A 19113-nucleotide genomic window follows, 5' to 3' on the forward strand; every position below is an offset into this window, starting at 1 on the left:
AGTTTTGTGCGCCGCAATAGTGGGGCGCTTCGTTGTATGCATGGAAAACCGCCTTGTATATTTTGTCAATGCTCCAGCATAATGTTCGCGTGCGTTGGACATCCGCCGGCCTCAACGGGCGGGACGACGCGCGGCCCGACGATCGGGGGAGGAACCAGGCGCATGAGCCACGCGCAACGGCTACGGCAGCGAATCGAGGACGAGATCGTGGCGGGCGAACTCGCGCTGGGATCGCGGCTCGATGAGAATCAGCTCGCGGCCCGTTTCGGGGTCTCGCGCACGCCGATCCGCGAGGCGCTGCTGCAGCTCGCCGTGACCGGACTCGTCCAGACGAAGCCCCGGCGCGGCGCCATCGTCAGTGCGCCCGAGCCACACCTGCTGCTGGCCATGTTCGAGACGATGGCGGAAATCGAGGCGGCGTGCGGTCGCCTCGCCGCACGCCGCCTCGTGGCCGAGGATGCCGCCGCGCTGCGCGCCGCCCTCGAAGGCTGCCGCGGGGCCCTGTCGACGGAGGATACCGAGGCCTATTACGCCGAGAATTACGTGTTCCATACGGTGGTGTATCGGGCCAGCCGCAACGCCTTCCTGGCGGAGCAGGCGTTGTCCCTGCACCGCCGTCTCGCGCCGTATCGGCGTCTGCAGCTGCGCGTGCGCCAGCGCCTGCCGCAATCGCTTGCCGAACACGAAGCGATCGTCGCTGCCATCATCGCCGGAGACGAAGTCGGGGCGGCCGAGGCGCTCCGGAGCCACGTCATCGTCCAGGGTGACCGGTTCACCGATCTGGTCGCGGGGTTGCGGGCGCAGAGCGCGGCCTGAAAGCTTCGACCTGTCCGGGTGCCTGACAATCATCCCGCGGCGCAGACCGCCCGCAGCGGGCCGCGAAGCCGGTGCGTCTTCATCGCCTCCTAACCGTGAAATCAGGTCGGACTGCGTAGGTGGTCCACCGGACTCGACCAGAAGTTGCAATCCCGGCATCCTTCACCCGGAACCCGGGAGGCACCATGCTGAAGGACGTTGTCAGGACTGCCGGCCGACGCGCGGGGGTGGATATCTTCCGGGCGAGCGGCGAAGCCTTCCGCTGGAGTCATACGGTCCACGATTACTATCCGGTCGTGCCGTCCGCGCGGTGGAAGCCGGGCCAGGCGCCGCACGGCCGGCTCAAAGCCGTCCTCGGCCAGAACCATGCGGCCTACGAGGCGTTCCTCACCGCCCTGGAAGCGCAGGCCGACCTGCTCCACAGCGTCCCGCACGACGCGCACGCTGCGGGTTCGGCTGCACCGCACTGGAACAACACGTGGTTCACCGCCCTCGACGGCGCCGCCCTGCTGACGATGCTGGCCTGGAAGCGCCCTGAACGATACTTCGAGATCGGCTCCGGGTGCTCGACCTGCTTCGCGCGCCACGCGATCGACACGCTGAAGCTGCCGACGCGGATCACCTCCATCGATCCGATGCCACGCCGCGAGATCGACGCCCTGTGCGACTGGACGGTCCGCAGCCCGCTGGAATCCTGCGACCTGAAGATCTTCGAGGAACTGAAGGCCGGCGACATCCTGTTCTTCGATGGATCGCATCGGTCCTTCGCGAATTCCGACGTCACGGTGTTCTTTTTCGAGGTGATGCCGCGCCTCGCGCCGGGCGTGATCGTACAGATCCACGACATCTTCATTCCGGACGATTATCCGTCAGCCTGGAATTGCCGCCTGTACAACGAGCAGTATCTTCTGGCCGCGATGCTGATGTGCGGCGCTCCGCCGTTCCGCGTGACCGTGCCGGTGATGTATATCTGTCAGGACCCGGCGATGAGCGCCCGGGTGAAGACGGTCTTTGCCGCCCGCGCGACCGGACCGGACATTCCGTTCCTCTACGCGAACGATTCCCGCACCCCGGGCGCGTCGTTCTGGTTCGAGATGACGGGGATGCCGGGCTGAGCCTTCAAGCAACCTCCGCCGCGCCGTAATTGGCGGCGATGACGGACTTCTTCCCGCGGATATGCTCGCGCATCAGGACGGCCAGGGCAGCGCCGTCCCGAGCACGGAGGAGTTCGATCATCCGTTCGTGCTCGGAGACCGCGCGGGCCCACTGATCCGGGGTCTGGTGCGCGGAATACCGCGACCTTTGGATCCGGCCGGACAGGCTCTCGTAGATATTCGCCAGAATGACGTTGCGACTGGCCGCCATGATGCCTTCGTGGATCCGGCGGTTGTGGCTGAAGTAGCCCGCCTCGTCGCCCGACTGCCAGGCCGCCACCATCGCGTCGTGGTCGACCGCGAGGGCGTCGATCTCGGCGTCGGTGATGGTGCGGCAGGCCAGGTCCCCGGCGGTCGCCTCGAGCCCGGCGATCACCTCCATCATTTCCTCGAGCTCGGTCTCCGAGATGCTGGCGACCCGCGCCCCGCGGTTCGGAAGCAGTTCGAGCAGCCCTTCCGTCGCCAGGATCTTGATCGCCTCGCGGAGCGGGGTCCGCGAGATCCCGAAGCGCTCCGTCAGCTCGCTCTCGTTGATCCGGGCCTTCGGCTCCATCTCCCCGGACCGGATCAGCTCCCGCATCCGGTCCGCGACCTCGTCGTGGAGGTAGCGGCGGCTGATGCCGATCCCGGGCTCGATCTTGTTCATGGTCCCCCGACACAAACCAGATCAGTGCGACCTGTTGTGTATGTGTAAGTCTCCGGCAATGGAGTGTCGAGGCACGAGGGCCCGATCGAGAACGCGAGCCACATGTTCCGCCTCGAGACCGAGGCCATCGTGAATCTGATGTCGGCAGCTCGTCCCGTCGGCGATCACGAGATCGTCCGGCCCGGCGGCGCGCAGGGTCGGGAACAGCGACAGCTCTGCCATGGCGAAGGATGTCTCGATGGATTCCGGCCGATAGCCGAAGGCGCCGGCCATGCCGCAGCAGCTCGACTCGACGACCCGTAGGTCGAGCCCCGGCACGGCCCGGAGCACCGTCTCCACCGAGCCCATCACGCCGAACGACTTCTGGTGGCAATGGCCGTGCAGGTGCGCGACGCGCCCGCCCTGATCCGCGAACGGTAGCGCGATCCGGCCCGCCGTCAGGTCTGCCGCCAGCAGCTCCTCGAACAGGACGGACTGCCGCGCCAGAAGCGCCGAATCCGCACCGGGGAGGAGCGCTGTGAACTCGTCCCGGAACGTGAGCAGGCAGGATGGTTCCAGGCCGACGACCCGCGCGCCCGCGCGGACGAAGGGCAGAAGCGCGTCGAGGGTTCGGCGCGCCTCCAGCCGGGCCCGGTCCGTCTGGCCGGCGGAGAGCCACGTCCGGCCGCAGCAGAGCGGGCGCCGGCCGCGGGCCGGATAGACCCGATGCAGCCGGTAGCCCGCGGCCAGCAGCACGCGCTCGGCCGCCTCGAGATTCTCCCGCTCGAAGGCACGGTTGAAGGTGTCGCCGAAGAGGATCACGTCGCGGAAATCCCCCGCGACGTCGTGGGTATGCGCGGGTTCGCCCTGCTCGCTCCAGGGCCTACGCCAGCGCGGCAACGAGCGCCTAGCCGACAGGCCGGCGACGCGCTCCGACAGGGCCGCGAGGGCCGGGTACCGGTCGCGCAGGTTGAGGAACGGCGCGAGCTTCGCGGCCGCCCCGGCATAGAGCGGCATCATGGCGATGAGCCGTTCGCGGAGCGGCAGCCCGTGGCGGGCGTGGTAATGGTGCAGGAACTCGATCTTCATCTTGGCCATGTCCACGCCGGTCGGGCATTCCCGGCGGCAGGCCTTGCAGGAGACGCAGAGATCGAGAGTCCGCTTCATCTCCGGGCTGGTGAAGGCCTCCTTACCGAGCTGGCCGGAGATGGCGAGCCGCAGGGAATTGGCGCGGCCGCGCGTGAGGTGCTGTTCCTCCCCCGTCACCCGGTAGGACGGGCACATGGCGCCGCCGGCGAGCTTCCGGCAGGTGCCGTTGTTGTTGCACATCTCGACGGCGGAGCCGAAGCCGCCCCAATCCGACCAGTCGAGCGCCGGCTTTATCGGCTCCGTCACCGTGTAGTCGGGCTTGAAGCGGAACAGAGACCGGTCATCCATCGCGAGCGGGCGCACGATCTTGCCGGGGTTGAGGCGGTTCTCGGGATCGAACGCGTCCTTCACGTCCTCGAAGGCGCGCGTCAGGACCGAGCCGAACAGCGGCTCGATGTATTCCGAGCGTGAGATGCCGTCGCCATGCTCGCCGGAATACGAGCCCTTGTAGCGGCGCACCAGCTCGGAGGTCTCCTCCGCGATCGCGCGCATCCGGCGGACGTCGCCAGCCTCCTTCATGTCGAGGATCGGGCGAACGTGCAGGCAGCCCACCGAAGCGTGGGCGTACCACGTGCCGCGGGTGCCGTGCTTGGCGAAGACCGCCGTGACCGCGTCTGTGTAATCGGCGAGGTGCTCCAGCGGGACGGCGCAATCCTCGATAAAGGAGACCGGCTTGGCGTCGCCCTTCATGGACATCATGATGTTGAGGCAGGCCTCGCGAACCTCCCACACCGATTTCTGGCGGGCGGGCTCGACCACCTCCACGACGGCGTCCGGGAAGCCGTGATCGGCCATGCAGGCGTCGAGGCGCTTCAGGTCGCGCGTCACGGCGGCGAGGTCGTCGCCGGCGAATTCGGTGAGCAGCAGGCAGTTCGGCTGTCCGCGGGTGATGTCGGCCAGCGTCGTGCGGAACAGCGGGATATCGGCGCCGAGCACGAGGACGTTGTTGTCGACGAGCTCGACCGCCACCGGGTCCAGGCCGACGATGTGCCGGGTCGTCTCCATGGCGGCCCGGAAGGATGGGAAGTGGCACACGCCCATCACCCGATGCGTCGGCAGGCGCGAGAGCTTCAGCGTCACCGCCGTGGTCGCGGCCAGCGTGCCCTCGGATCCGACGAGCAGGTGCGCGAGGTTCGGCTGCGCTTCGATCAGCGCGTCGAGGTTGTAGCCGCCGACGCGGCGCTGGACCTTCGGGAAGCGCGCCTCGATCTCGGCGCGGTGATCCTCGGCGAGGCCGCGCATCCTCGCGGCCAGCGCCGCCGCCCGATCCGAGCCGTTCACGCCCGACCGGACGTCACCGGTCAGTCCGAAGCCGAAGGCCTCGCCGTCGTGGAACAGCGCCTCCATCGCCAGGACGTTGTCGCTCATCTTGCCGTAGCGCAGGGAGCGGGCGCCGCAGGAATTGTTGCCCGCCATACCGCCGATGGTGCAGCGGGTCGCCGTCGAGGGCTCGACGGGGAAGAACCATCCGTCGGCCTTCACCCGGGCGTTCAGCCGCTCCAGCACCATGCCGGGCTCGACCGTGATCGTGCCCGCCTCCGGATCGTAGGCCCGGACGCCGTTGAAGTACCGCGAGCAGTCGACCACCAGGCCCGAACCGATCGGCTGGCCGTTCTGCGACGTGCCACCGCCGCGCAGGATCACCGGCGCGCCGTGTTCGGCGGCGATGCGCAGGGTTGCGGCGATGTCGGCCGCGGAGCGCGGCAGCACCACGCCGGCCGGCATGATCTGGTAGATCGACGCGTCCGTGCTGTAGCGTCCACGCGTGAACGCGTCGAACCGCGCCTCGCCCTGGAGCTGCTCCGCCAGCCTGCGCGGCAATCCGGCTTCCAGGCGCGCCGCGGCCCGCGGCGCCGGGGCATGCGCCCTCGCTTCCGTCACGATCGATCCCTCCCGTGATGGGACATGCCCACCTGACGGGAAATGTATTCAAAATTCAGTGCGGAGCAAATTGGCCGCGCTGTCGCGCTGGAGAGCGGGCTCGCGATGCCCTGTGCAGCCGTAGGCCCGGAGGGCCGTCGCAAGGGTTGCTCAGGACACCGCATGTTTCAACCCCGCGGCCGACCCGGGGAACAGGCCTCAGTGGTTGTCCCGCGGCACTCCGGAGACCTGCGCGACCTTCTGGAACTTCACCGCGCCTTTGAGCACCATGCCCTGATCGAGCTGATCGACCTGATCGCGATAGATCTCCTGCCACGGAGTCTGGGTCGCCGGGTAGGGATAGCCGCCGCGCGCCTCCAGATCCGCGCGCCGGCGGGCGAGGTCGTCGGCCGGGAGCAGGATGTCGGCGCTCCGGCGATTGAGGTCGATGCGGATACGGTCGCCGGTCTGCAACAGGGCCAGCCCGCCCCCGGCGGCCGCCTCGGGCGAGGCGTTCAGGATGGCGGGCGTCCCGGAGGTGCCGGATTGCCGGCCGTCGCCGATGCAGGGCAGAGCGGTGACACCGCGCCGGATCAGCGATCCCGGCGGCTGCATGTTCACCACCTCGGCGGCGCCGGGATAGCCGATCGGTCCGGCTCCGCGCATGATCAGGATCGTGTTCTCGTCGATGTCGAGCGCCGGGTCGTCGATCCGTGTGTGGTAGTCCTCCGGTCCGTCGAACACGATGACGCGCCCCTCGAAGGCCATCGGGTCGTTCGGATTGCGCAGGTAGCGGGCCGCGAACTCCTCGGAGATCACGCAGGTCTTCATGATCGCCGAATCGAACAGGCTACCCTTGAGGTTCAGGAAGCCCGCGCGCTCCATCAGCGGCGCGCCATAGGCGCGGATCACGTCGCGGTTCCAGCTGTGCCGGCCGCGGTAGTTCTCGCCCACGGTTCGGCCGTTGCAGGTCAGGGCGCCCTCGTGGACCTTCCCGGCGTCGATCAGCTCCGCGAAGACCGCCGGAAGGCCGCCGGCGCGAAAGTACTCCTCGCCGAGCCAGCGTCCGGCGGGCTGCATGTCCACCAGGAGAGGGATCTCGAATCCGACCCGCTCCCAGTCGTCGCAGGTCAGCGGAACACCGATGTGCTTCGCGATCGCGTTGATGTGGACCGGCGCGTTGGTCGAGCCGCCGATCGCCGCGTTGGCCACGATGGCGTTCTCGAAAGCTTCGCGGGTGAGGATGTCGGAGGGCTTGAGGTCCTCCCAGACCATCTCGACGATCCGTTGGCCGGTGGCGTAGGCGGCTTGCCCGCGCTCGCGGTAGGGGGCCGGGATCGCCGCCGAGCCGGGCAGGGCGAGACCGAGCGCCTCGGCGAGCGCGTTCATCGTGGAGGCCGTGCCCATCGTGTTGCAGTGGCCCGTGGACGGCGCCGAGGATCCGACGATGTCCATGAACTGCTGGAAGTCGATGTCGCCCGCCGCGTGCCGCTCCCGGGCCTTCCAGACGATGGTGCCCGAGCCGGTCAGCTCCTTGTGGAAGTAGCCGTTGAGCATAGGCCCGACATTCAGCGAGATCGCCGGGATGTTGACCGTGGCCGCCGCCATCAGACAGGCCGGCATGGTCTTGTCGCAGCCGGTGAGCAGGACGACGCCGTCGAGGGGATAGCCGTACAGCACCTCCACCAGGGACAGGTAGGCGAGGTTTCGGTCGAGGGACGCGGTCGGACGCTTGCCGGTTTCCTGAATCGGATGGCAGGGGAATTCGAAGGCAACGCCGCCGGCCGCCGTGATGCCTTCCCGGACCCGCTTGGCGAGTTCGAGATGGTGGCGGTTGCAGGGAGACAGGTCGGACCCCGTCTGGGCGATGCCGATCAGAGGTTTGCCCGAACGCAACTCCTCCGGCGTCAGTCCATAGTTGAGGTATCGCTCCAGATAGAGCGCGGTCATGCCGGGATTGTGCGGGTTGTCGAACCACGCCTTGGAGCGCAGGTCAGATGGCGTGATCCGGCGTTTGTCGCTCATGGTCGCTTCCTCGCATCCTGTGGCCGGCGCGGACGGTCCGGCTCCTGTCTTCGGCAGCGGCCGCAGGACGCGTGACCGCGGTCGCGGCGCCCCGGACTCGGTTTTGGATACTCCGGCGCATCAGGCAGGGCAGCCTCATCGGCGCTGGATTGATTTCAGGACAGCATCCGCGTGTCACCGTCGATGGAAATGGCCTGACCCGAGATGGTCCGGCCGCGGGGCGAGCAAAGCAGCAGGATCTGGTCGGCGAGCTGCCGGGCGGTGACGTAGTCCTTGACCGAAACGAACGAGAAGGCGCGGGCTTCCATCTCGGCGAAGCTCGTGCCCTGCTGCTGGGCCTTCGATTCGAGCACCCGGCGCTGCCGGTCGCCGGCCACCAAGCCCGGCAGGATCGCATTCACCCGGATGCCGGACCCGCCGAGTTCGATCGCCAAAGACTTGGTGAAGCCGATGACCCCCCATTTGGCCGCCGCGTAGGGGCTGCGCAGGGCGAAGCCGAACTTGCCGGCCGCCGAGGACAGATTGACGATCGAGGCGTTCGGGCTTTGGCGCAGATGGGGCACCGCGAGGCGCGCGCAGTTGAACTGGCTGGTCAGGCACACGGTGAGACATCGGTCCCACTCTTCGGGGGCGATCTCCTCGACCCGGCCGGTCGGGCCGGCGATGCCGGCATTGTTGATCAGCACGTCGATGCCACCGAGGAACTCGACCGCGCGGTCCATCATCGTGGCGACGCCATCGCGGTCGGCGACATCGGTCCGGATACGGCCGACCGCGTCCGGCAGACCGGCCAGTGCCTCGCTGTCTACGTCGCAGGCGAAGACACGCGCCCCTTCCTCCAGGAAGGCCTCGACGATCCCGCGGCCGATTCCGGCAGCACCCGCCGTCACCAAGACACGCAGGCCGGCAATCCCCAGATCCATGATCAGTCCTCTCCCTGAACGTCCCGCAATCCGCCGCGGGTCAAGATGAACTCCGCGGCTTCCCGGATGTCGGCCGCGATCGCGGCGGCGGCGGCCGCGCCGTCCCGGTTCTCGATCGCCACCACGGCCTCGGCGTGCCGCCGAAGCGCGAAACCCTGGCGCAGCCGCTCCGGATGGGCGCGCAGATCCAGATTGATCACCGGGCCCGCCTTCAGCCAGAGCCGGGCGATGATCTCCTGCAGGGGACCGAGTCCGCAGGCACCGTAGATCGCGAAATGCAGATCGCGGTTGAGTTGCACCGCGCGCGCCCGGTCGGGCTCTGCCGCCTCCGCTTCCGCCCGGAACGCGGCCTCGGTCCGCCGGATCGCTGCGAGTTCCGTGGCGGTCCTTAGCTCGGCCGCACGGGCCACGGCGATGCCCTCCACGGCGATGCGGGTCTCGACCAGAGCCCGGAAGGCGTCCGCGCTCATGACCGGCACCCGGATCACCCGGTTCGGAGCCACTTCCAGCACGCCGTCCGCCGCCAGACGGCTCACCGCCTCGCGGACCGGCATGACCGAGACGCCGAGCGCCGCCGCGCTCTGGCGCAGGGACAGCCGGTCGCCCGGCGCCAGCCGTCCCGAGGCCAGGAGGTCCGACAGGGCTTCATAGACGGTGTCGGACAGGGTCCGCCGTTCGAGCAGAGGCAGTTCGGCAAGGACCGATGTGGAATTCATATGCCGACCCTAGACGGATCCGGCACTATCGCGCTAGTGATCTGTGATCACAGTTTGGGTGAGGGCCGCCAGAGCCCACAACAACAACCCGGCTGGAGGAAACGCACGGGAGCGGAACGATGACGGACCGGTTCGGGGATTCCCTTTCTCGCCGCAGCCTTCTGAAAGCCGGCGGCGCAGCGCTTCTCGCGCCGGCTCTTGCGAGCCCGGCCCTGTCGCAGGGTCAGTCGGACGTGATCCGGATCGGGCACCTGACGCCGCGGACCGGCTTCCTCGGACCGCTCGGCGAGTTCGCCGTGCAGGCGGCGCAGCTCGCGGTCGAGGAGATCAATGCCGCGGGCGGCATCGCGGGTCGGAAGGTCGAGCTTCTCTCCGAGGACAGCGTCAACCCGCAGACTGCCTCGGCCAAGGCCGAGCGCATGGTCCAGCGGGACCGCGTGGCGTGCCTCGTCGGCGAGATCAACTCGGCTTCGGCGCTGGCGATCAGCCAAGTGGCTCAGCGGGAGAAGATCCTATTCATCAACACCGGCGCCAATTCGGACGCGCTGCGCGGCTCCGACTGCAAGCGCTTCATGTTTCACGTCGAATCGCAGAACACCATGATGGTGCGCGCCTGCGGGCGGGCGCTGCTCGACCGGGGCCTGATCAAGGGTCGCAAGGTCTACGCGCTCACAGCCGACTACGCCTTCGGCCACGACCTGTTGAAGCAGGCCAAGAAATACTTCGCGGCCAACGACGCGACGCTCGTCGGCGAGGATCTGATCCCCACCGAGCTCACGGACTTCTCGCCCTTCCTGCTCAAGCTCCGTCAGGCCAAGCCGGACCTCGTGATCTGCAACCTCGCGGGCGCGCAGATCACCAATTTCCTCAAGCAGTACAGCGAGTTCGGCCTGCCGTTCCCGGTCGCCGGCTTCGGCTTCGACACGGCGCTCGCCTGGGGTGCCGGGCCCGGCAACTTCCTCGGAACCTGGCCGGTGATCTGGCATCACCAGATCGACTCGCCCTCGGCGAAGACGTTCGTCGCCGCCTTCAAGGCCAAGTACAAGAAGCCGCCGGAGAACCAGGGCTGGGGTGACTACACCGCGCTCAAGATCGTTGCGCAGTCGATGAACGAGCTGAAGGCGACCGAGTCGATCAAGGTGGTCGAGCACCTGGAATCGGGCGCGAAGTTCGACATCGCCAAGGTCCGCGAGGGCTATTTCCGCCCGTGGGACCACGAATTGATGCAGGAGATGTTCGCGATCACCGCCCTGCCGGCGGATCAGGTCAAGAACCCCTACGACATCTTCACCTCGACCGGGCCGCTCCCCGGTCCCGGCGAGAGCCTGGAGGTCCTCGCCACCACCCGTGACGAGAACGCCTGCACCTTCCCGGCGTGAGGCCGTCATGCAGCTCGTCTTCATCCTGGAGCAGGTGCTCAACGGCCTGCTGATCGGCGTGCAATATCTGCTGATCGCGCTTGGCCTGTCGCTGATCTTCAGCCTCGGCGGCATCGTGAACCTCGCTCACGGTGCCTTCTACGCCATCGGCGCCTACCTGACCGTGCTGCTGACGCCCTCGATCGGTTTCGGCGGCGCCCTCATCGCATCTCCCCTGGCGGTGGGGGTGCTCGGGCTTGTGATCGAGCGCTTCCTGTTGCGGCGCTTCTACCGCGGCGATCCGACCCTCGGCCTGCTCCTCACATTCGGACTCGCCATGGTGGCCGAGCAGGCCCTGCGCATGGCCTTCGGGGCGGCGCCGGTGCCGTTCGGGATCCCGACATGGCTGCGCGGTCAGGTCTTCATCGGCGACCTGATCTACTCGCGCTACCGGCTCTCGATCCTCGTGGTGGCTGTGGCCTGCGTGGCCGGCCTTTGGCTGCTCCTGACCCGCACCAGCTTTGGGCGCGTGGTCCGGGCCGGCGTGCAGAACCCCGACATGGTCGCGGCCCTCGGCATCTCGCTCCGGCCCTACATGACCGCCGTTGTCACCATCGCGGTGGGACTCGCGGCGCTGGCCGGGACCATGATGGCCCCGGTCACAGGGGTCCAGCCCGCCATGGGCGCCGAGATCCTCACCTTCGCCTTCGTGGTGGTGGTGATCGGCGGCCTCGGCTCTTTCTGGGGGGTGGTGCTCGCCGCGCTGATCGTCGGCGTGGTCCGGGGCCTCACCGCCTACGCCTATCCGCCGGCCACCGAGGCCGCCGTCTACGCCCTCATGGTGCTCGTCCTGCTGCTGCGCCCGCGCGGCCTGTTCGGCGAGCACATCGCCCGGTTCGAGTGAGCGGAGAGCGTCCCATGTCCGGAACCGCCGAGCCGCTGCCGCTCGCCCTGCCGCAGCGCGGCCTGATCCTGCGCGAGAGCCGCCAGCTCTGGGCGGCGCTCGCCGCCCTCATCGTCCTGCCCTTCGCCCTCGACGCCATTGGCCTGACGCTGATCACCGCCACCGACGTGGTGATCTTCGCCCTGGCCGTGCTCGGCCTGAACATCCTGGTCGGCTGGACCGGGCTCACCTCCTTCGGCCATGGGGCCTGGTTCGGGATCGGCGCCTACGCGGTGGCGATCCTGCAGACGCGGCTTGTCCCCGGCGACATGGCGCTGCCGCTCCTCGGCGCCCTGGCGATCACCGGAGTCGCGGCTCTGGCGGCCGGAGCCCTGATCTTGCGACGGCGGGGTGTCTACTTCTCGCTGCTGACGCTCGCCTTCACGGCGATGCTCTACGCCATCGCGTTCCGCTGGACCGACCTGACCGGCGGCGAGAACGGCATCGGCAACCTGCACCGCTGGGCGGTGCTGCAGGAGCCCGGCGCCTACTACGCGGCGGTGTCGGGTATCGCCTTCGCGGTGCTGGTCGCGCTCTGGCGGTTCCGGCGCTCGCCGATGGGCACGGTACTCGTGGCGATCCGCGAGAACGAGCAGCGTGCCGGCTTCCTCGGCTACGCCACCAACCGCTACAAGCTCGCGGCCTTCGTGATCTCGGCGACGATCACCGGGCTGGCCGGGGCGCTCTCGGCCTACAGTCATCGCTTCACCTCGGCCGACCCGATCTCCATCGCGTTCTCGGGCGAACTGCTCGCCATGGTGGTGATCGGCGGGATGCGCTCGTTCCTCGGGCCGGCCCTCGGCGCGCTGTTCTACATCCTGTTCCGGGAGTTCCTGTCGATCTACACCGCCGACTGGCTGCTGTATTTCGGGCTGCTGTTCGTCGCCTTCATCGTGTTCTCGCCGGACGGGCTGGTCGGCATCGCGGCGCGGCTGCTCAAGCCGTTCCGGCGCGTCCCGACCGAGGGCGCGGCCATGGCGGCCCGCCGCGCCGGCGCCTCGGGCCGCGTCCCGGCGCGCTTCATCGCCGAGGGACGCGGCACGGGACCGGTTCTCGTCGCCGATGCCATCAGGAAGAACTTCGGCCCCGTGAACGCGGTGCGGGGCGTCTCCTTCGCGGTGGCGGACAAGACGCTTCACGCCCTGATCGGCCCCAACGGTGCCGGCAAGACCACGGCCTTCAATCTGCTTTCCGGCATGTTCCGGCCGAGCGGCGGCAGCATCCGCCTCGACGGTCAAGAGATCGCCGGCCTGGAACCGCACGCGATCACCCGGGCCGGACTCGGGCGCTCGTTCCAGATCACCAACCTGTTCCCGGGCCTCTCGGTGCAGGAGAACGTCCGCCTGGCGGTGCAGGCGCGCCACGCGGCGCATTTCAGCCCCTGGCGGGACGCCCTTTCGATCCGCGCGATCGCCGACGACACCGCCGAGCTGCTGCGCTGGACGGGCCTCGCCGGGATCGAGCGGGCCGAGGCCGGCAGCCTGTCCTACGGCGGCCAGCGGCTCCTCGACATGGGGCTGGCGCTGGCCACGCAACCCCGCGTGCTGCTTCTCGACGAGCCGCTCGCCGGCTTGGCCGCCGCCGAGCGCGAGCGCGTCGGCGAGCTGATCAAGGCGCTCTCGGCCGACATCCCGGTCCTGCTCGTGGAGCACGACATCGACCGCGTGTTCCGTCTGGCCGACCGCGTCACCGTGATGGCCGACGGCGCCGTGCTGGTCGACGGCTCCGTCGCGGATGCCCGGGACGATGCCCGGGTCCAGGCGGTTTATCTCGGATCGGGCACGGCGGCGATCGCCGCGAAGCCGCGCGCCAGCGCCGCCGAGGCCGAGACGCTGCTCGCCATGGAGGGCGTCGATACCTTCTATGGCAAGTCGCACATCCTCAACGGGGTCAACCTCACGGTGAACCGGGGTGAGGTGGTGGCGCTCCTCGGCCGCAACGGCGCCGGCAAGTCGACCCTGCTCAAGACGTTGATCGGCACAGCATCACCGGCCGCCGGCCGGATCGTGCTCGCCAACCGGGACATCGCGGGCCTCTCGCCCGACAAGATCGCTTGGCTCGGCATCGGCTACGTGCCGCAGGGGCGGGCGCTGTTCGCCGGGATGAGCGTCGCCGAGAATCTGGGCCTCGGTCGTCTGCGGCGGCTCACCGGTGCCGGCATCCATTGGGACGAGGAGAAGGTTCTGGAGTTCTTCCCGCGGCTCAAGGAGCGCTGGACCGTCGATGCCGCCCGCCTGTCGGGCGGCGAGCAGCAGATGGTGGCGGTGGCGCGCGCGCTGTCGGGCGATACGCGGCTCCTGCTTCTCGACGAGCCGTTCGAAGGCCTGTCGCCGGCCGTGACCGAGGAGCTGTTCGAGGCCTTCGACCGGCTGCGCCGCGAGATCGCGATCATCCTGGTGGACCATCACCTCGATCTGGCGCTGGCCCTGTCCGACCGGACCGTAGCGCTGGAGCGGGGCAGCGTGCAGTGGGCGGGCGAGTCGCGCCTCTTGCGCGAAGATCAGGAGCTGAGACGGAAGGTGCTGTGGCTATGACCGAAAGCGTCGCAATCGTCGGCGCCGGCCTGATCGGCCGGGCCTGGGCGATGATCTTCGCCCGTGCCGGCTGGGACGTGCGGCTGTTCGATTCCGCCGAAGGCGTCGCCGAGGCCGCGCTTCCGCTCTGCGCCGAAGGCCTCCGCACCCTGGCGGCCAACGGGCTCTGTACCGATCCAGAGGGAGCTGCCGGGCGCATCCGGAGCGCGGGGAGTCTCGCCGCCGCCCTCGACGGTGTGGACTTCGTCCAGGAGAACGGGCCCGAGCGGCTCGACGTCAAGCGGACCCTCTTTGCCGAGCTCGATGCCCACGCGCCGCGGGACGCGGTGATCGCGTCGTCCTCATCGGCCATCCGCTGCTCGCTGTTCACCGAGGATCTGCCGGGTCGGGCGCGCTGCCTCATCGGCCATCCGGTGAATCCGCCGCACCTGATCCCGCTCGTGGAGATTTCCGGCGCGCCCTGGACCGATCCGGCGGCTCTGGCACGAGCGCGAGCGGTGTACGAGGCCATCGGACAGGTCCCCATCACGGTGCTGAAGGAGATCGAGGGCTTCATCCTCAACCGGCTTCAGGGCGCCCTGCTGGCGGAGGCGTTCCGTCTCGCCTCGGAGGGCTATGTCACCCCGCAGGATCTCGACAAGACCGTCGCGGACGGGCTCGGCCTGCGCTGGAGCTTCATGGGACCGTTCGAGACGATCGAGCTGAACGCGCCGGGCGGCATCGCCGATTACTGCGCCCGCTATACCGGCTTCTACAAAAGCCTGGCCGCCGATCCGGCGCCGCCTTCGGTCTACGAGGCGCCGGCCACCGAGGCGATCCTGGCCAAGTGGCAGCCGCCGGACGATCTACCCGCACGCATGGACCGCCGCGACACGCGGCTGGCGGCGCTCCGGGCCCACAAGGCTTCACAGAAGGACTGAGCATGGCCTCACAGCGGAAAGTCATCATCACCTGCGCGGTGACGGGCGCGATCCACACGCCCAGCATGTCGCCGCACCTGCCCGTGACGCCTGAGGAGATCGCCGACGCCGCCATCGGCGCCGCCGAGGCCGGCGCCGCCATCGTGCATCTGCATGCCCGCAATCCGGTGAACGGCCAGCCCGACCAGACACCCGAGGCCTTCGCCAAGTTCCTGCCGGTGATCAAGCAGCGCTCGAACTGCGTGGTGAACATCACCACCGGCGGCGCGCCGACCATGTCGATCGAGGAGCGGGTGCGCCCGGCCGCGACCTTTCAGCCGGAGGTCGCCTCCCTGAACCTCGGCTCGATGAATTTCGGCCTGTTCGGGATGCTCGACCGCTTCAAGGACCTGAAGCATCAGTGGGAGCGGGACTATCTCGGCAACAAGGACATCATCTTCCGCAACACCTTCGGCCAGATCGAGCACATCCTGACGACCTGCGGTCCGAACGGGACGAAATTCGAGTTCGAGTGCTACGACACCGCGCATCTCTACAATCTGAAATACTTTTTCGACCGCGGCCTCGTGCAGGCGCCGCTGTTCATCCAGACGGTGTTCGGACTGCAGGGCGGGATCGGCGCGCATCCCGACGACGTGATGCACATGAAGCGCACCGCCGATCGGCTGTTCGGCGATCAGTACCGCTGGTCGGTGCTCGGGGCGGGTCGCAATCAGATGAACATCGCCGCCATGGCGGCCGCGATGGGCGGCAACGTCCGCGTCGGCCTCGAGGACAGCCTGTGGGACGGGCCCGGCAAGCTCGCCGAGACCAACGCCGCGCAGGTGCGCCGCGTCCGGTCGATCATCGAGGGGCTCGGCCTCGCCGTCGCGTCGCCCGATGAGGCGCGCGAGATGCTGGCGCTGAAGGGCGGCGACAAGGTCGCGTTCTGACAGCGCGTCCTGCGAATCGGGACAGTGCGTCGCGATTGGCGAAGCGCACTGTCCCCCGCCGCGGGGTTTCGCGAGCCCGGGCCCTCCTGGCGACCAGGGCAAAGCCGCTCAGCGGAGCGAGCCATCGGCGAGCGTGCCCGGCTGGATGTTCCCGCTCCGCGCAAAAGCCGGGTCGGCAGCCTCTCAAGGCTGACCGAACACCCGTTCGAGATCCGCCTCGATGACGCCGTCGATCTCCAGGATCTTCAACCGGCTCTGATCGCCGGCGACGATGCGGACCGAGCGGCGTCCGACCTTGAGCGCCTTGGCGATCATCGCCACGAGGGCCTCGTTGGCGGCACCCTCCACCGGTGGCGCCGCGACGCGCGCCTTCAGGTAGGGCTGGCCCTTCTCGTCCCGTGCCCAGCCCTCCGCCGCGTCGCGGCCGCCACGCGGCGTGAGGCGGACAGCCAGCCGGGTTGCCACGGGCGATCGCTCAGAAGATCTTGCCCGGATTCAACCGCCCGTCCGGATCGAGCGCCCGCTTGACCATCCGCATCACGGCGATCTCCTCAGGCGAGCGCGACAGTTTCAGCTTGCTCCGCTTCTCCAGCCCGATCCCGTGCTCTGCCGAGACGGAGCCGTTCAGCTCCGCGAGGGGCTCGTAGATCGCCGCGTCGATGGCGGCGTTGCCGGCGACGTCGAGGCGGGTCGTGTTCCAGTGCAGGTTGTTGTCGCCGATATGCCCATAGACGACGGCCCGGCAGCCCGGGATTGCCGCGAGCCGGTCGAGCGCTCCGCGGACGTAGCCATCCATCCGCGACAGCGGCACGCTGACGTCGAAAGCGCGTTCGATCCCGTCGGCATTCAGATGCTCCACGCGGTCGCGGATGCGCCACATGCCCCGGCGCTGCTCCTCCGAGGCGGCGACAGCGGCGTCGAGGATCGTGCCTTCGCCCATCAGCCCTTCGAGGAGGCTCAGAAAACGGTCAGATTCCTCGACGACGCACTCGATCTCGATGATCGCGTAGAACGGATAGTCATGGCCGAGGGGCGGAGTCGCCCGTCCGGCTGCCGTCATCAGGCGGTAGAAATCCGGCCACAGCCCCTCGAAGGAGGACACGCGTCCCTGGAAGGCGCTTTGAGCTGCCCGCAGCACCCGCGCGCCGTCATCCACCCCCGGGCAGGCGATGAGTGCCGTCGCGTAGCCGGCCGGCTCGGGGCGCAGGCGCAGGACGGCCCGCGTGACGATGCCCAGCGTGCCTTCGGTGCCGAGGAACAGCTGCTTCAGGTCGAGCCCGGTGTTGTTCTTGATGAGGGGGCGCATGGACGACACCACGGTGCCGTCGGCGAGCACGGCCTCCAGGCCGAGCACCATCTCCCGCATCATGCCGTAGCGCAGGACGCGCAGGCCCCCGGCATTGGTCGAGATCGCGCCGCCGATGGTCGCCGAGCCGCGGGCGCCGAGGTCCAGGGGAAAGAACAGCCCGGCCGCCGAGGCCGCGTCCTGCACGCTCTCGATGGTGGCGCCGGTCCCGACCACCACCGTCATGCCCAGCGGATCCACCGGCTCGATGCCGGTCATCCGCTCCGTCGACAGCGTGATCTCGTCAGGCTGGCAGAGCGTCCCGTCGACGAGGCCGGTGGCTCCGCCGCGGGGCACCACGGCGACGCCGGATTCGTGGCACGCTGCCATGACCGCGCTGGTCTCCTGCGTGCTGCGGGGTCGAACGAGTGCCAGAGCGGCGCAAGGCTCGGCCGGGCGCGTCCAGTTGGCCGAGCGCCCGCGGAGCTCCGCGCCCGTGACGAGGCCGGACGGTCCGACGATCGCGGCGAGGCGGTCGAGGAAGGCGGCGTCGGTCATCAGCATCATCTCAGGCTTGGTCTGGTCGCCGCGTCGGGCGGCACTCCGCGCGACGCTCTCTCATAGAATCTTCCGCGCCGCGAGGTTTCGCATCAGTGCGCGGGCGCCGAACGTCCAGGGCTCGCAGGCGTCGCAGGGGCGCATGCGGTTGACGAGGCTGCCGAGCTCCGGGCTCGCCACCACGACGCGGTCGCCCTCGGCATGGGTGAAGCCGAGGCCGGGCCCGTGCCGGTCCTGGATCGGCGCGAACATCGTGCCGAGGAGGAGCAGGGCCCCATCCGGGTAATTGTGCGTGCGCCCCATGAGCGCCTCCGCGAGTTCCTCCGGATCGCGGCTGATCTCGGCGAGCGGCGAGGTGCCCTCAAGCCGGAAGCCATCCGTCCCGGTGACCTCGAGGGTCACCGTGGTCCGGCGGACATCGTCGAGACCGAACGTGTCGTCGAACAGGCGGAGGAACGGGCCGACGGCGCAGGAGGCGTTGTTGTCCTTGGCTTTGCCGAGGAGCAGCGCCGATCGCCCTTCGAAGTCGCGCAGATTCACGTCGTTGGCGAGGGTCGCGCCGACGATTCGCTGGTCGGAGGCGATGGCGAGGGCCACTTCGGGTTCGGGATTGTTCCAGCGCGAATCCGGGTGCAGGCCCGCATCCGCGCCGCACCCCACCGCCGAGAGCGGCTGTGCCTTGGTGAAGATCTCGGCATCGGGGCCGATGCCGACCTCGAGATACTGGCTCCAGGCCCCTTGCGCGACCAGCACCGCCTTGAGCGCCGTGGCCTCGGGCGATCCGGGCTTCAGCCGACGCAGGTCGTGGCCGACCAAGCGCTCGACCTCGGCACGGATCGCCGCAGCGGCGGCGAGATCGCCCCGGGCGCGCTCCTCGATGACCCGCTCCAGCATGGAGGTGGCGAAGGTCACGCCGGCCGCCTTGAGCGCCTGCAGATCCACCGGTGCGAGGAGCCAGGGCCGGGCCGGGTCGCGGTCGTCCGGCGGCGTGTTCGCCAAGATGGCGTCCAGGCTTGCGAGATCCTCGCCCGCCGCGCCGCGCAGGGCCGTTCCCGGGTCGCGCGCCTCGCACAGGTCGCTGACCGTCGGGAAGGCCGCGGTGATGTCGACGACGCGAGCCTCACCCACGGAATCGGCGCGGATCGCCACGACGCTCGGCCCGGCCGCATCGGGACGCCAGACCCGGCCCACGAGCGCGCCACGGCATCCGTCGGCGGGGAGGATCTCCCGTGCAGTCAGACCCGATGACGACATGCGCTCACCTCTCTCGGATGTCCGGGAACCGGGCAGCCCGCTGCGACGGGGGTTCGGTGCC

At 69.0% G+C, this 19113-nt stretch carries 15 protein-coding genes; 7 read left to right on the top strand and 8 right to left on the bottom strand.

Translation table 11 applies throughout. The features are described from left to right. Nucleotides 1-162 precede the first annotated feature (162 nt). On the top strand, nucleotides 163-816 hold the full coding sequence (locus A3862_RS17575; RefSeq protein ID WP_043353293.1) for a GntR family transcriptional regulator: 654 nt from the start codon (nucleotides 163-165) through the stop codon (nucleotides 814-816). A gap of 185 nt (nucleotides 817-1001) precedes the next feature. After that, a complete protein-coding gene (locus tag A3862_RS17580) occupies nucleotides 1002-1931 on the top strand; it encodes a class I SAM-dependent methyltransferase (RefSeq protein ID WP_043758105.1) in 930 nt (309 codons plus the stop codon). Nucleotides 1932-1935: 4 nt separating this feature from the next. Here the strand turns inward: A3862_RS17580 and A3862_RS17585 are convergent, their stop codons facing one another. The 5 genes from A3862_RS17585 to A3862_RS17605 all read right to left on the bottom strand — a co-directional run bounded on the left by A3862_RS17585 (nucleotide 1936) and on the right by A3862_RS17605 (nucleotide 9268). Continuing rightward, nucleotides 1936-2616 carry a GntR family transcriptional regulator gene (locus A3862_RS17585; RefSeq protein ID WP_043353288.1) on the bottom strand — a complete coding sequence of 227 codons (681 nt, stop codon included), beginning with the start codon at nucleotides 2614-2616 and terminating at the stop codon, nucleotides 1936-1938. Nucleotides 2617-2637: 21 nt separating this feature from the next. Beyond that, nucleotides 2638-5625: an FAD-binding and (Fe-S)-binding domain-containing protein gene (locus tag A3862_RS17590; RefSeq protein ID WP_043758101.1), complete on the bottom strand. Its 2988-nt coding sequence runs from the start codon at nucleotides 5623-5625 to the stop codon at nucleotides 2638-2640. 198 nt (nucleotides 5626-5823) lie between these two features. After that, nucleotides 5824-7629 (bottom strand): IlvD/Edd family dehydratase, encoded by a 1806-nt coding sequence (locus tag A3862_RS17595; RefSeq protein ID WP_043758099.1) that lies wholly within the window; start codon nucleotides 7627-7629, stop codon nucleotides 5824-5826. Nucleotides 7630-7784: 155 nt separating this feature from the next. Continuing rightward, nucleotides 7785-8552, bottom strand: a complete 768-nt coding sequence (locus A3862_RS17600) for an SDR family oxidoreductase (protein WP_043758097.1) — start codon at nucleotides 8550-8552, stop codon at nucleotides 7785-7787. 2 nt (nucleotides 8553-8554) lie between these two features. After that, nucleotides 8555-9268: a GntR family transcriptional regulator gene (locus A3862_RS17605; protein ID WP_043353275.1), complete on the bottom strand. Its 714-nt coding sequence runs from the start codon at nucleotides 9266-9268 to the stop codon at nucleotides 8555-8557. 119 nt (nucleotides 9269-9387) lie between these two features. Between A3862_RS17605 and A3862_RS17610 the strand changes: the two genes are divergently transcribed. The 5 genes from A3862_RS17610 to A3862_RS17630 are packed head-to-tail and all read left to right on the top strand — an operon-like array spanning nucleotide 9388 to nucleotide 15955. Beyond that, a complete protein-coding gene (locus A3862_RS17610; RefSeq protein WP_043353273.1) occupies nucleotides 9388-10647 on the top strand; it encodes an ABC transporter substrate-binding protein in 1260 nt (419 codons plus the stop codon). A gap of 7 nt (nucleotides 10648-10654) precedes the next feature. Further along, a complete protein-coding gene (locus A3862_RS17615) occupies nucleotides 10655-11530 on the top strand; it encodes a branched-chain amino acid ABC transporter permease (protein WP_043353271.1) in 876 nt (291 codons plus the stop codon). Between the two features lie 14 nt (nucleotides 11531-11544). Beyond that, nucleotides 11545-14103: a branched-chain amino acid ABC transporter ATP-binding protein/permease gene (locus A3862_RS17620; protein WP_043758092.1), complete on the top strand. Its 2559-nt coding sequence runs from the start codon at nucleotides 11545-11547 to the stop codon at nucleotides 14101-14103. After that, nucleotides 14100-15023, top strand: coding sequence for a 3-hydroxyacyl-CoA dehydrogenase (locus tag A3862_RS17625; RefSeq protein WP_043758088.1), 924 nt, complete (start codon nucleotides 14100-14102; stop codon nucleotides 15021-15023). Before A3862_RS17620 ends, A3862_RS17625 begins: the two co-directional genes overlap by 4 nt. Nucleotides 15024-15025: 2 nt before the next feature. Continuing rightward, nucleotides 15026-15955: a 3-keto-5-aminohexanoate cleavage protein gene (locus A3862_RS17630; protein WP_043380028.1), complete on the top strand. Its 930-nt coding sequence runs from the start codon at nucleotides 15026-15028 to the stop codon at nucleotides 15953-15955. A 183-nt stretch (nucleotides 15956-16138) separates the two neighbouring features. On the opposite strand, the gene A3862_RS17635 is transcribed toward A3862_RS17630, so the two are convergent. From A3862_RS17635 to A3862_RS17645, 3 genes are read right to left on the bottom strand one after another with little or no spacing between them, the layout of a single operon-like run. Further along, nucleotides 16139-16420 carry a DUF167 family protein gene (locus A3862_RS17635; RefSeq protein WP_043758086.1) on the bottom strand — a complete coding sequence of 94 codons (282 nt, stop codon included), beginning with the start codon at nucleotides 16418-16420 and terminating at the stop codon, nucleotides 16139-16141. A gap of 10 nt (nucleotides 16421-16430) precedes the next feature. Next, on the bottom strand, nucleotides 16431-17798 hold the full coding sequence (locus tag A3862_RS17640) for an FAD-binding oxidoreductase (RefSeq protein WP_236961361.1): 1368 nt from the start codon (nucleotides 17796-17798) through the stop codon (nucleotides 16431-16433). A 60-nt stretch (nucleotides 17799-17858) separates the two neighbouring features. Next, nucleotides 17859-19052, bottom strand: coding sequence for a fumarylacetoacetate hydrolase family protein (locus A3862_RS17645; RefSeq protein WP_043758084.1), 1194 nt, complete (start codon nucleotides 19050-19052; stop codon nucleotides 17859-17861). Between the last annotated feature and the right edge of the window lie 61 nt (nucleotides 19053-19113).

This window comes from Methylobacterium sp. XJLW (assembly GCF_003254375.1).
In the GTDB taxonomy this organism is placed as follows: domain Bacteria; phylum Pseudomonadota; class Alphaproteobacteria; order Rhizobiales; family Beijerinckiaceae; genus Methylobacterium; species Methylobacterium fujisawaense.

Coding starts and splice junctions, on each gene's coding strand:
- A3862_RS17645 (WP_043758084.1), bottom strand. CDS start 19,052: ATGTCGTCATCGGGTCTGACTGCACGGGAGATCCTCCCCGCCGACGGA.
- A3862_RS17630 (WP_043380028.1), top strand. CDS start 15,026: ATGGCCTCACAGCGGAAAGTCATCATCACCTGCGCGGTGACGGGCGCG.
- A3862_RS17620 (WP_043758092.1), top strand. CDS start 11,545: ATGTCCGGAACCGCCGAGCCGCTGCCGCTCGCCCTGCCGCAGCGCGGC.
- A3862_RS17580 (WP_043758105.1), top strand. CDS start 1,002: ATGCTGAAGGACGTTGTCAGGACTGCCGGCCGACGCGCGGGGGTGGAT.
- A3862_RS17600 (WP_043758097.1), bottom strand. CDS start 8,552: ATGGATCTGGGGATTGCCGGCCTGCGTGTCTTGGTGACGGCGGGTGCT.
- A3862_RS17615 (WP_043353271.1), top strand. CDS start 10,655: ATGCAGCTCGTCTTCATCCTGGAGCAGGTGCTCAACGGCCTGCTGATC.
- A3862_RS17575 (WP_043353293.1), top strand. CDS start 163: ATGAGCCACGCGCAACGGCTACGGCAGCGAATCGAGGACGAGATCGTG.
- A3862_RS17585 (WP_043353288.1), bottom strand. CDS start 2,616: ATGAACAAGATCGAGCCCGGGATCGGCATCAGCCGCCGCTACCTCCAC.
- A3862_RS17605 (WP_043353275.1), bottom strand. CDS start 9,268: ATGAATTCCACATCGGTCCTTGCCGAACTGCCTCTGCTCGAACGGCGG.
- A3862_RS17595 (WP_043758099.1), bottom strand. CDS start 7,629: ATGAGCGACAAACGCCGGATCACGCCATCTGACCTGCGCTCCAAGGCG.
- A3862_RS17640 (WP_236961361.1), bottom strand. CDS start 17,798: ATGACCGACGCCGCCTTCCTCGACCGCCTCGCCGCGATCGTCGGACCG.
- A3862_RS17625 (WP_043758088.1), top strand. CDS start 14,100: ATGACCGAAAGCGTCGCAATCGTCGGCGCCGGCCTGATCGGCCGGGCC.
- A3862_RS17610 (WP_043353273.1), top strand. CDS start 9,388: ATGACGGACCGGTTCGGGGATTCCCTTTCTCGCCGCAGCCTTCTGAAA.